This is a genomic window from Rhizobium sp. BK602 (genome assembly GCF_014195095.1).
Taxonomy (GTDB): domain Bacteria; phylum Pseudomonadota; class Alphaproteobacteria; order Rhizobiales; family Rhizobiaceae; genus Rhizobium.
In genome coordinates this window covers 453,411-465,270 of record NZ_JACIBC010000006.1, presented here as the reverse complement: position 1 = coordinate 465,270, position 11,860 = coordinate 453,411, and the positions used below count along the sequence as shown (strand labels likewise).

The window sequence follows — 11,860 nt, the reverse complement described above, 5'->3', positions numbered from 1 at the left end:
CACCAGGGCCAGGATCGTGCGGTAAATGAATGTGTCGAACATCGCGCTTGTCCCCTCAAGCTGCCGCGGGCAAAGGAGCATGCCCGCGGCGGTCTTGCTTCAAATCGGCGGAACTCAGGAACCTTTGCCGCCGCATTTGCCGGTGGAAACGTTGAAGTTGCCGCAGTTCAGCGGCATGCGCCAATCCGAGATCAGGTCCTTGCTGTCGGGCAGATAGTTGGACCACTCCTTGCCGACCACGGCAGGGGTCTGCGACACGACGTCGAACTGGCCGTTCTCCTGCACTTCGCCGATCAGCACCGGCTTGGTGATGTAGTGGTTCGGCATCATGGTGGCGTAGCCGCCGGTGAGGTTCGGAACGGAAACGCCGACCAGCGCATCGATGACCTTGTCCGGGTCTGTGCTGCCGGCCTTTTCGACAGCCTTCACCCACATGTTGAAGCCGATATAGGCAGCTTCCATCGGGTCGTTGGTGACGCGCTTGTCGTTCTTGGTATAGGCGTGCCACTCCTTGATGAATTCGGCATTGGCCGGCGTGTCGACGGACTGGAAGTAGTTCCAGGCGGCGAGATGTCCGACCAGCGGCTTGGTGTCGACACCGGCCAGCTCTTCTTCACCGACCGAGAAGGCGACGACCGGGATATCCTCGGCCTTGACGCCCTGGTTGCCGAGTTCCTTGTAGAAGGGAACATTGGCGTCGCCATTGATGGTGGAAACGACGGCGGTCTTCTTGCCGGCCGCGCCGAAGGCCTTGATCTTCGAGACTTCCGTCTGCCAGTCGGAGAAGCCGAACGGCGTGTAGTTGATGATGATGTCTTCGTCCTTGACGCCCTTGGACTTCAGATAGGCTTCGAGGATCTTGTTGGTCGTGCGCGGATAGACATAGTCCGTGCCTTCGAGCACCCAGCGCTGCACGCCTTCATTCTGCATCAGGTAATCGACGGCGGGAATCGCCTGCTGGTTCGGCGCCGCACCCGTGTAGAAGACGTTGCGCTCAGACTCCTCGCCTTCGAACTGGACCGGATAGAACAGGATCGAATTCAGTTCCTTGAAGACCGGCAGGACCGACTTGCGCGATACCGAGGTCCAGCAGCCGAAGACGGCCGAAACCTTGTCCTTCTGGATCAGCTCGCGCGCCTTTTCGGCGAAGAGCGGCCAGTCGGAAGCCGGATCGACGACGACGGGCTCAAGCTTCTTGCCGAGAACGCCGCCCTTCTTGTTCTGCTCGTCGATGAGCATCAACATGGCATCCTTCAGCGTCGTTTCCGAAATCGCCATGGTGCCGGAAAGCGAATGCAGGACGCCGACCTTGATGGTGTCGTCGGCGGCAAACGCCCCGTGGAATGCGGTCGTCGACATGATGGCGCCAAGCAGCGCGCTAGAGACGAGAGTCTTGAATTTCATCCGTAGTTCCCCTCTTTTTGTCTACCGCAACGGTCCGTAAAACCAACATCGACCGTTGCCTGACCCGACTATCCGGCAGCGCCAGGGGAAACCACATACGTAATATGACGTAGGAGCCGGGGCGAAATGTGCAGCATATGCGCATCACACGCCCTTAAGGACCGCGCCGATCCGTGTTACCACATGGATCAGACTTGCCGGATTGTATCGGCCGGATCGTCATGAGCAGGACTGCTGAAGGGTAAGCATGGCCGCGCGGCAACGCATCATTCCAGTGAGACGCGAATACAATCGCTGGGTCGCGAACCAGACGCTGGAAGACTATGCCCTGCGCTTCACCGCCAAGAGCGCCCGGCAATTCTCCTCGCAGCGCATCTCGCAGACGGCGATCGGCGCCATTTCCTTCCTGGCGCTGGAGGCGATCGGCGGCGCCATCACGCTCTCCTACGGCACCACCAACGCCTTTTACGCCATCATCGTCGCCAGCCTCGCCATGCTGGCGATCGGCCTGCCGATCAGCCGCTACGCCATTCGTCATGGCGTCGACATCGACCTGCTGACGCGCGGCGCGAGCTTCGGCTATATCGGCTCGACCATCACCTCGCTGATCTATGCCAGCTTCACCTTCATGCTGTTCGCGATCGAGGCATCGATCATGTCGGGCGCGCTGGAGCTGACGCTCGGCATCCCCCTGTGGATCGGCTACATCGTCAGCGCGGTCATGGTCATTCCGCTGGTGACGCACGGCGTCAGTCTGATCAGCCGGTTTCAATTGCTGACCCAGCCCTTCTGGATCGTCCTCAACATCCTGCCCTTCGTCTTCATCGCCTTTTCCGACTGGGGCAAATTCGATCTCTGGCGGGCCTTCGCCGGCATCCATCATGCCGCGAGCATGCCGGGCACGGCCGCACCCTTCAATCTGGTGGAGTTCGGCGCGGCCTCCGCCGTCATCCTGGCGCTGATGTCGCAGATCGGCGAGCAGGCCGACTTCCTGCGCTTCCTGCCGCCGGAAGGCCACCGCAAATGGCGGCATCGCCTGGTGATCTTCCTTGCCGGTCCGGGCTGGGTGATCATCGGCGCGCCGAAGCTTCTGGCCGGCTCCTTCCTCGTCGTCCTGACGCTGAGCTCCGGCGTGCCGGCGGATCGCGCCGCCGACCCCGCACAAATGTATCTCACCGCCTTCGGCTACATGATCCCCTGGCACAATGCTGCGCTGCTCTTGATGGCGGCCTTCGTCATGGTCTCGCAGTTGAAGATCAACGTGATGAACGCCTATGCCGGCTCGCTCGCCTGGTCGAACTTCTTCTCGCGGCTGACGCATAGCCATCCCGGCCGCGTCATATGGCTCGTCTTCAATGTCGCCATCGCGCTGCTGTTGATGGAACTCGGCATCTACAAGCTGCTCGAAGAGACGCTCGGCATCTTCTCGATCATCGCCATGGCCTGGCTCTGCACCATCTCCGCTGACCTCTTCATCAACAAGCCGCTCGGCCTTGCCCCGCCCGGCATCGAATTCAAGCGTGCCCATCTCTACGACATCAACCCGGTAGGCCTCGGCGCCATGGCGCTCTCCGCGACGATCTCCCTCATCGCCCATTTCGGCGCCTTCGGTGCCGTCGCCGCCTCGCTCGCCCCCTATATCACCCTGATCGTCGCGCTCATCGCCTCGCCGGCCATCGCCTGGGCCACCAAGGGCAAGTTCTATCTCGCCCGCAAGCCGCGCCAGAGCTGGAAGAGCCTGACCACCATCACCTGCTCGGTCTGCGAGCACCCGTTCGAACCGGAGGACATGGCCTGGTGCCCGGCCTATGCCGCGCCGATCTGTTCCCTCTGCTGCTCGCTCGACAGCCGCTGCCACGACATGTGCAAGCCGAAGGCACGGCTGAACACGCAGGTCGGCACCGTCGCCAAGACCTTGCTGCCGGAGAGCATCGTCGCAAGGCTCGCCACGCGTCTCGGCCGCTACGGCATCGCGGTGGCCGTGGCGCTAACGGCCGTCGGCGCCATCCTGGCGATGATCGCGCATCAGGTGGGCGCCGCCTCACCGGAGACGGCGCAAGTGGTCGATCGCACGATCCTCATCGTCTTCTTCGTCTTTGCCGTCATCGCCGGCGTCGTCTGCTGGTTCTATGTGCTCGCCCATGACAGCCGCGTCGTCGCCGAGGAGGAATCCTCACGCCAGAACACGCTTCTCTTGAAGGAGATCGCCGCCCACAAGAAGACGGACGCCGCATTGCAGAGCGCCAAGGAGGCGGCCGAAGCCGCCAACCGCGCCAAAAGCCGCTATGTCGTCGGCCTCAGCCACGAACTGCGCACGCCGCTGAACGCCGTACTCGGCTATGCCCAGATCCTCGAACGCGACGAGACCATTCCGGCCCCCAGGCAATCATCCCTGAAGGTCATTCGCCGCAGCGCCGAGCATCTCTCCGGCCTGATCGACGGGCTGCTGGATATTTCCAAGATCGAGGCCGGGCGCCTGCAGGTCTATTCCAACGAGATCAACATCCAGGATTTCCTCGACCAGATCGTCGACATGTTCCGCCCGCAGGCGCAGGCCAAGGGGCTCGCCTTCATCCACGAACGCTCCGCCGCCCTGCCTGACTATGTCCGCACCGACGAGAAGCGCCTGCGCCAGATCCTCGTCAACCTGCTCTCCAACGCCATCAAATTCACCGATGCCGGCAACGTCCGCTTCGAGGTCGGCTATCGCAGCCAGGTCGCGACCTTCACCGTCGCCGACACCGGCCGCGGGATCGCCGAGAAGGACATCACCCGCATCTACGAACCCTTCCAGCGTGGCGAGGCCGACAGCATCCGCCCGATGCCCGGTCTCGGCCTTGGCCTCACCATCACGCAGCTGCTGACCAACACGCTCGGCGGCGAGATCGCCGTTGCCAGCGAGAAGGACAAGGGCTCGACCTTCCGGGTGCGCCTGATGCTGTCGGCGGTCATACGGCCGATGAAGCCGCCGGCGCAGGAGCAGCGGGTGGCCGGCTACGAAGGCCCGCGCCGCACTATCGTCGTCGTCGACGACAATGAGGATCATCGCGAGCTGATGCGCGAGGTGCTGTCGCCGCTCGACTTCATCGTGCTGACGGCGGCCGGCGGGCCTGATTGCCTGACGCTGATCGAGGGGATCAAGCCGGACCTTTTCCTGGTCGATATTTCCATGCCCGGCATGAATGGCTGGCAGCTCGTCTCACGTCTCAGGGAAAACGGGCAGACGGCGCCGATCCTGATGCTGTCGGCCAATATCGGCGACGGCGCGGCTGCCGCCGATAGCGACGACAGCCATAACGACGCCATCGCAAAGCCGGTCGACATCCGCCAGCTTCACGACAAGCTCGCCCTGCATCTCGGCCTGAAATGGGTCTATGCCGATGCCTCCGCGCCAGCCCTGCCGAAACCGCCGCCGCCGTTGAAGAGTCCAGGGACAGAGCATGTGCGTGAGTTGATGCGCCTTGCCGAGATAGGCTATGTCAGGGGCATCGAGGCGAAACTTGCGGACCTCGCGAAGCTGGATGAAAATCAACCTTTCACCGACGCCTTGCGCACCCATGTCCAGGCTTTCGATCTCGACGGCTTCCTGAATGTCCTGCGCAAATTCGACACTGAAAAGGTAGAACCGATTGGCTGAGCTCGCCCTTCCCCGCGATATAGTCCTGCTGGTGGACGACTCGCCCGAGGCGCTCGGCTTCCTCACCGACGCGCTCGAGCAATCGGGCTTCTCCGTGCTGATCGCCACCTCTGGCGCGGCGGCGCTGAACATCGTCGAGCGTATCACCCCGGACCTGATCCTGCTCGATGCCGTCATGCCGTCGATGGACGGTTTCGAAACCTGCCGGCGGCTGAAGGCCAATGCCGGCATCGCCCAGACCCCCGTCGTCTTCATGACCGGCCTGACCGAGACCGAGCATGTGGTGCATGCGCTGGAATCGGGCGGCGTCGACTATCTCACCAAGCCGATCAATGTCGACGAGTTGCGCGCCCGCATCCGCGTCCATCTGCGCAATGCCCGCTCCGCCCAGAGCGCCCGCGTCGCGCTCGATGCGGCCGGCCGGCATCTGCTGGCGGTCAAGGGCAATGGCGCGATCCATTGGTCGACGCCGCAGGCAACCCGCCTCATCAACGCCGCCACCGGCAGCGATGACGGGCTGGAGCTAGCCTCGCGGCACATCGCCGCCTTCATGCGTGACCGAGACCGCGTGGGGACGGCACGCGACAATCCGATCTCCATCAACAATGGCGGACAGGCGGCCCTGCAATTCGCCTTCCTCGGCGCCATCGGCCCGGATGAATATCTCTTCCGGCTGACCGCCACCAATCAGCGCGCCGACGACGGCATCCTGCGGCAGCATTTCGCGCTGACCCAGCGTGAATCCGAAGTGCTGCTCTGGATCGCCAAAGGCAAATCAAACCGCGATATCGGCGAGATTCTCGGCCTCTCCGCCCGCACGGTGAACAAGCATCTGGAACAGATCTACGTGAAGCTCGGCGTCGAAAACCGGGCTTCGGCCGCCGTCAAGGCGGCGCATGTGCTGCATGAGGTGTGACGCCCGCTCGACAGGAAGCCGCGTCAGACCACCCGGTCCGGCGGCTCGCGCCCTGCAAAAAAAGCGGTGATATTGTCCACCACCTTCATGCCCATGGCGGTGCGCGTCTCCTCCGTCGCGCTGCCGAGATGCGGCAACAGCACGACATTTTCCATCGCCTTCAACCGCTCAGGCACGCTCGGCTCCGTCTCATAGACGTCGAGGCCGGCGCCCCGGATGATGCCCTGTTCCAGCGCCGCGATCAGTGCCGCCTCGTCGACGACATCGCCACGGGCCGTGTTGATCAGGAATGCTTGCCGCTTCATCGCCGCAAAACGGTCGGCATTCATCAGATGACGGTTTTCCGCGCCGCCGGGGCAATGCAGCGACACGAAATCGGAGACGGCAAGCACCTCCTCGATCGTCGGCAATTGCATTGCGCCGTAACGGGCTGCCTCCATCGGATCGATGGCGGAGCGATTGTAGAAAACGACATCCATGCCGAAGCCGAAATGGCAGCGCTGTGCGAATGCCCTGCCGATACGGCCGAAACCGATGATCCCCACGGTCTTGCCCGTAACCTTCGTGCCGATCAGATGCGTCGGCCGCCAGCCGCTCCATTGGCCGGCCCGCAGCTCGCGTTCCCCTTCCCCGCCACGACGGGCGACAGACAGCAGCAGCAACATGGCGATATCGGCGGTGCAATCGGTCAAAACGCCCGGCGTATTGGTGACGACGATGCCCTTCGCCTTGGCGGCGGCGATATCGATATGATTGAAGCCGACGCCGAAATTGCCGAGGATCTTCGTTCTGATCGCATCGCCCTCGAAAAGCGTTGATGGCAGCCTGTCGGAAACGGTCGGCAGCACGGCGTCGAAGGTCAGCAGCGCCTCTCGCAATTGCCCTGGATCGAGGGCGGCGTCGCTCGTGTTGAGCACCACATCGAAACGCTCGGACAGGACAGCTTCCACCGCCGACGGCCAGCGCCGGGTCACGAGAATGCGGGGTCTGGTCATGCTTTGTCATCCTCCTGCCAAGACAAATGAGATCTAAAGCAATTCCAGGAAAAGTGCGTAGCGGTTTTCCGTCCGGAATTGCGTAAAAACAAAGGGATAGAGCGTTTTCGCGATTCGAAGAAAAGCGGAAATGCTCTAAAGCATGACCGACGCAAAGGAAATGCCGGCATCCATACTCCAAAACGGAGAAGCCCGGCCGATGGCCGGGCTTCGCATTGGGGACGCGTCGCCGAAAACCGGCGCGGCGGCGATTACTTCGAGATTTCGTCGTAACCGTACTTGCCGTCGGCACCCTTGGACCACTTGTACATGACGTAGTCCGGACGGGTGATGTCGCCCTTTTCGTTGAAGCCGAGTTCGCCGATGGCGGTCTTGTACGGACCCTTTGCCTTCATTGCGTCTGCAACAGCCGTCGGATCGTTGGAGCCGGCAGCCTTGGCGGCGGCGGCAATCACCTGCAGGGCGGCATAGGAGTAGAGCGTGTAGCCTTCCGGCTCGTAGCCGGCGGCACGGAACTTCGCGACGAGATCGGCGGAAGCCGGGTTCTTGCGCGGGTCCGGCGCGAAGGTCATCAGCGTGCCGTCGACGGCGTCGCCAGCGATCGAAGCCAGTTCGTTCGAGACGATACCGTCACCCGACATGAAGTGAGCCTTGACGCCCTGGTCGGCCATCTGACGCATGATCAGGCCGGCTTCGGTGTGCAGACCACCGTAATAGACGAAATCGACGCCAGCCTGCTTCATCTTGGCGATGAGAGCCGAGTAGTCCTTGTCGCCGGGGGTGATGCCTTCATAGAGCACTTCCTTCACGCCGTCGGCGTTGAGGTTCTTCTTGGTTTCGTCGGCCAGACCCTGACCATAGGGGGTCTTGTCATGGACGACGGCAACCTTGGCGCCCTTGAAATTGTCGGCGATGTACTTGCCGGCAACAGCACCCTGCTGGTCGTCACGGCCGCAGGTACGGAAGGTGTTCCACAGGCCGCGTTCGGTGAAGTTCGGGTTGGTCGAAGCCGGCGTGATCTGCAGGATACCGTTTTCGGCATAGACTTCGGAAGCCGGGATGGAAACGCCCGAGTTGAAGTGACCGACCACGAACTTGACGCCGTCCGCAACGAACTTGTTGGCGACCGAAACACCCTGCTTGGCGTCGGAAACGTCGTCGCCGAGTTCGATCTTGACCTTTTCGCCATTGATGCCGCCGGCGGCATTGATATCCGCGGCTGCCTGCTCGGCACCCTTCTGGAGCTGCGCGCCAAAGGCAGCGTTCGGGCCCGTCAACGGACCGCCGACGCCGACGATGATGTCAGCCTTCGCAATGCCGCTGAAAGCGATCATCGCCGACAGAGCCACGGCCGACATGAGATACTTCTTCATATTGTTACTCCCAATTTTTTAAGCGGGTTCCGTTTGCTCGCCCTGCGCAATACCCACCAACCATCGCGCCGGTATTTTTATTTCGAAGTCCGGAAAGTACGATCGCCAAATAATCGAGCATTTCCAGCCCTGTGTACAAACTGTGCCTAGTTTCGGCGCGCTGTCAATTCTTCTTCTTCCACGAAAAGGCAGAGGTCTTTTCATAGAGCCAGTAATAATTGTTCACCATCTGGTCGGTGCGGCGGAAACGATATCCAGCCGTGGCGAAGATCAGCAGAAGAACCACGTCGAGAATATAGTTGGAAAGGTCGAACACCGGTCCGTCGAACAGCGCATGATGCAGAAATTGCAGGCCAAGACCGACCAGGAAGGTATAGATGACCGCCAGCGCATAGGAATCCCAGCTGGACGCCACGGCGCGGCCGGCGCGCCAGGCCGTCCAGAAACCCAGGATCACGATCAGCACGCGGATAACCAGGCGTCCGCCGGTATCGCTATCGATGAAAAGTCCCTGCATATCAAATTCTCCGCGAAACGGGGCTCAATGGTGGCCGCCTTCGAGATAGGCCGAACGCACTTCCGGATTGGCCAGCAGCTCCTTGCCGGTGCCGCTCATCGTCACCCGGCCGTTGACCATGACATAGGCCCGGTCGGAAAGCTTCAGCGCGGCAAAAGCATTCTGCTCGACCAGGAACACCGTCAGGCCCTGGGTCTGGTTCAGAACCTTGATGGCCTCGAAAATACCCTTGACGATCAGGGGCGCGAGACCCAGCGACGGTTCATCGAGCAGGAGCAGCTTCGGGCGCGCCATCAGCGCGCGGCCGATCGACAGCATCTGCTGCTCGCCGCCCGACAGCGTGCCGCCGCGCTGCGACTGGCGCTCCTTCAGGCGCGGGAAAAGCGCGAAGATCTTCTCGACGTCCTCGTTGAAATATTTGAGCTTGTCGAGGCTCGCGCCCATCTGCAGATTCTCATAGACCGTCATGCGCGGGAAGATGCGACGCCCTTCCGGCGACTGCGCGATACGCAGCCGGGCAATCTCGTGCGTCGGCATATGGGTGATATCGCGACCATCGAAAATCACGGAACCGGTACGCGCCTGCGGGCTGCCGCAGATCGTCATCATCAGGGTCGACTTGCCGGCGCCGTTGGCACCGATCAGGCTGACGATTTCGCCGCTGTTGACTTCGACATTGACGCCGGCAAGGGCACGGATGTTGCCGTAATAGGTTTCGACACCATCAACTTTCAGAAGCGGTTGCCCCGTCATCAGTTTTCGCCCTCTTGGAGGTGCTCGACTTCGGCAATCACCTCTTCCACTTCTTCATCTTCGACACCGAGATAGGCCGCGATCACCTTGGGATCGTTCTTGACCTCGTCCGGCGTCCCATCGGAAATCTTCTGCCCGTATTCGAGCACGACGACATGGTCGGAGATTTGCATGACCACCGACATGTCATGCTCGATCAGCAGGATCGAGGTGTCGGCATCCTTGCGGATGCTGCGCAGGAACTCGTTCAACACCAGCGATTCACGCGGGTTGAGACCGGCGGCCGGCTCATCCAGGCATAGAAGCTCCGGACCGGTGCACATGGCGCGCGCGATTTCCAGGCGGCGCTGGGCACCGTAGGAGAGATCGCCTGCCGGATCGTCGGCGCGATCGATGAGATCGGCCTTCTCCAGCCAGAAACGTGCCAGCTCGATCGCATTCTTGGCCTCGGCACGGTATTTGCCGATTCCAAGCAGACCCAGCACCGTATAGCCAGAGGCCCGCATCAGCTTGTTGTGCTGGGCCACCAGCAGGTTTTCGAGCACGGTCAGGCCCGAAAACAGGCGGATATTCTGGAAGGTACGCGCCACCTTGGCTTCGCGGGTGATGCGGAAATCCGGCAGCCGCTCGAGCAGATATTGCTTGCCGCTCTTCTGGTTGAGCGTGATCATCCCCATCGTCGGCTTGTAGAAACCGGTGATGCAGTTGAAAACCGTCGTCTTGCCGGCACCGTTCGGCCCGATCAGCGCGGTGATATCGCCGCGCTTGGCTTCGAAGGAAAAGTCGTTGATGGCCATCAGGCCGCCGAAGCGCATCGAGAGATGCTCGACCTTCAGCAGGATGTCGTCCGGGGTTGCGGTCACAGCGTTCATCAGCCGTGGCCCTCCTTGATAAAGCTGCCTGACACCGCTTTTCGCTCCTTGAGGAAGGCGGTCGGCTCACGGGTGCCGACGAAGCCGCGCGGCTTGATGATCATGACGACCACCATGGCGAGACCGAAGATCAGCATGCGGTAGAGTTCGGGGGTGAAGTCGGCACCGAAGAACAATTTGAGGAAATCCATGTCGCGCAGCAGTTCCGTGCCGCCGATCATGGCGATCGCGGCGATGGCGATACCCTTCAGCGAGCCCATACCGCCGAGAACGACGATGGCGAGGATCACGGCCGATTCCAGGAACACGAAGGATTCCGGCGACACGAAGCCCTGACGCGCTGCGAAGAACGAGCCGGCGAAGCCGCCGAACATCGCACCGGTGGCGAAAGCCGTCAGCTTGGTCGTCACCGTGTTGATGCCGAGCGAGCGGCAGGCGATCTCATCCTCGCGCAAGGCTTCCCAGGCGCGGCCGATCGGCATGCGGCGCAGCCGGATCGTCACATAGGCCGTCAGCATGCAAAGCGCCAGGATGACGTAGAACAGGAAGATCTTGTACCAGGCCGACGACATCGGCAGGCCGAGAGTCCGGATGATATTGTGCGGGTCCTTGAGATCGAAGGTATAGAGACCGAACAACGACGCCTTGGTGATGTTGGAGACACCGAAGGTGCCCTTGGTCACATCCGTCCAGTTGATGAGCACAAGGCGGATGATTTCCCCGAAGGCCAGCGTCACGATGGCGAGGTAATCACCACGCAGGCGCAGCACGGGAAAACCGAGGATCATGCCCCAGAGCGCCGCCAGGATGCCGGACAGGGGCAGGAGCAACCAGAAGGACAGGCCGAAATGCGCCGATAGCAGCGCATAGGAATAGGCGCCGACCGCATAGAAGGCGACATAGCCGAGGTCGAGCAGGCCGGCGAGACCGACGACGATGTTCAGCCCCCAGGCCAGCATCACATAGATCAGGATCTGGATGCCGAAATTGTCGACATAGGTCAGCGATCCCTGCGGACCGAAAAGCGCCACCGCCAGTATCGGATAGACGAGCAGGAAGGCCAGCGCCATCTTGTTGAAATTCTTCGAGACGAAACCCGGCTCGGCGGCAACCGGCGCCGCTTTCGCCTTGGCTTCCTTGATCGCATCGAGCTGCGGCCGCACGAAAACCGTCATGACGAAACGGCCAACGGTCGCGATCGCAACGATGGATGCCAACAGGCCCCAGCGCTGGACGATCACCAGCTGGTTGTCCATGTTCTGCTCGGTCTTCAGACCGATATAGAGCACGAACATTCCGAAGGAGATGAGCGCTGTCCAGAAGGCGTCGATAAGTCCCTTCCGGACAAGGCCGGGCGCGGTCTTGCCTGCAACGAAGTTTGAATTTGCCATGG

General features: G+C 61.6%; 9 protein-coding genes. 2 read left to right on the top strand and 7 right to left on the bottom strand.

Annotated elements, in window-relative coordinates:
• Positions 1-114: 114 nt before the first annotated feature.
• Positions 115-1,404: an urea ABC transporter substrate-binding protein gene (gene urtA, locus FHX11_RS21395; RefSeq protein ID WP_184360371.1), complete on the bottom strand. Its 1,290-nt coding sequence runs from the start codon at positions 1,402-1,404 to the stop codon at positions 115-117.
• A gap of 247 nt (positions 1,405-1,651) precedes the next feature.
• On the opposite strand from urtA, the gene FHX11_RS21390 reads away from it, so the two are divergent.
• Both FHX11_RS21390 and FHX11_RS21385 read left to right on the top strand, forming a co-directional pair.
• Positions 1,652-5,041 carry an ATP-binding protein gene (locus FHX11_RS21390; protein ID WP_184360368.1) on the top strand — a complete coding sequence of 1,130 codons (3,390 nt, stop codon included), beginning with the start codon at positions 1,652-1,654 and terminating at the stop codon, positions 5,039-5,041.
• A complete protein-coding gene (locus tag FHX11_RS21385; RefSeq protein ID WP_184360365.1) occupies positions 5,034-5,957 on the top strand; it encodes a response regulator transcription factor in 924 nt (307 codons plus the stop codon). The genes FHX11_RS21390 and FHX11_RS21385 overlap by 8 nt, the downstream gene beginning before the upstream one ends.
• A 23-nt stretch (positions 5,958-5,980) precedes the next feature.
• Here FHX11_RS21385 and FHX11_RS21380 read toward each other — a convergent pair whose 3' ends face one another.
• The 6 genes from FHX11_RS21380 to livM all read right to left on the bottom strand — a co-directional run bounded on the left by FHX11_RS21380 (position 5,981) and on the right by livM (position 11,858).
• Positions 5,981-6,952 (bottom strand): D-glycerate dehydrogenase, encoded by a 972-nt coding sequence (locus FHX11_RS21380; protein WP_184360362.1) that lies wholly within the window; start codon positions 6,950-6,952, stop codon positions 5,981-5,983.
• A 251-nt stretch (positions 6,953-7,203) separates the two neighbouring features.
• Complete coding sequence (locus tag FHX11_RS21375; protein WP_184360359.1) at positions 7,204-8,325, bottom strand: branched-chain amino acid ABC transporter substrate-binding protein; 1,122 nt, start codon at positions 8,323-8,325, stop codon at positions 7,204-7,206.
• Positions 8,326-8,488: 163 nt separating this feature from the next.
• On the bottom strand, positions 8,489-8,842 hold the full coding sequence (locus FHX11_RS21370; RefSeq protein WP_184360355.1) for a DUF6867 family protein: 354 nt from the start codon (positions 8,840-8,842) through the stop codon (positions 8,489-8,491).
• Between the two features lie 24 nt (positions 8,843-8,866).
• Positions 8,867-9,595, bottom strand: a complete 729-nt coding sequence (locus FHX11_RS21365) for an ABC transporter ATP-binding protein (protein ID WP_184360352.1) — start codon at positions 9,593-9,595, stop codon at positions 8,867-8,869.
• Positions 9,595-10,467 carry an ABC transporter ATP-binding protein gene (locus FHX11_RS21360; RefSeq protein ID WP_184360350.1) on the bottom strand — a complete coding sequence of 291 codons (873 nt, stop codon included), beginning with the start codon at positions 10,465-10,467 and terminating at the stop codon, positions 9,595-9,597. The genes FHX11_RS21365 and FHX11_RS21360 overlap by 1 nt, the downstream gene beginning before the upstream one ends.
• A complete protein-coding gene (livM, locus tag FHX11_RS21355; RefSeq protein ID WP_184360348.1) occupies positions 10,467-11,858 on the bottom strand; it encodes a high-affinity branched-chain amino acid ABC transporter permease LivM in 1,392 nt (463 codons plus the stop codon). Before livM ends, FHX11_RS21360 begins: the two co-directional genes overlap by 1 nt.
• Positions 11,859-11,860 lie beyond the last annotated feature (2 nt).

Bases quoted from the DNA above. Each gene is read 5' to 3' on its own strand.
- urtA (WP_184360371.1), bottom strand. From the start codon at position 1,404: ATGAAATTCAAGACTCTCGTCTCTAGCGCGCTGCTTGGCGCCATCATG.
- FHX11_RS21390 (WP_184360368.1), top strand. From the start codon at position 1,652: ATGGCCGCGCGGCAACGCATCATTCCAGTGAGACGCGAATACAATCGC.
- FHX11_RS21380 (WP_184360362.1), bottom strand. From the start codon at position 6,952: ATGACCAGACCCCGCATTCTCGTGACCCGGCGCTGGCCGTCGGCGGTG.
- FHX11_RS21375 (WP_184360359.1), bottom strand. From the start codon at position 8,325: ATGAAGAAGTATCTCATGTCGGCCGTGGCTCTGTCGGCGATGATCGCT.
- FHX11_RS21370 (WP_184360355.1), bottom strand. From the start codon at position 8,842: ATGCAGGGACTTTTCATCGATAGCGATACCGGCGGACGCCTGGTTATC.
- FHX11_RS21365 (WP_184360352.1), bottom strand. From the start codon at position 9,595: ATGACGGGGCAACCGCTTCTGAAAGTTGATGGTGTCGAAACCTATTAC.
- FHX11_RS21360 (WP_184360350.1), bottom strand. From the start codon at position 10,467: ATGAACGCTGTGACCGCAACCCCGGACGACATCCTGCTGAAGGTCGAG.
- livM (WP_184360348.1), bottom strand. From the start codon at position 11,858: ATGGCAAATTCAAACTTCGTTGCAGGCAAGACCGCGCCCGGCCTTGTC.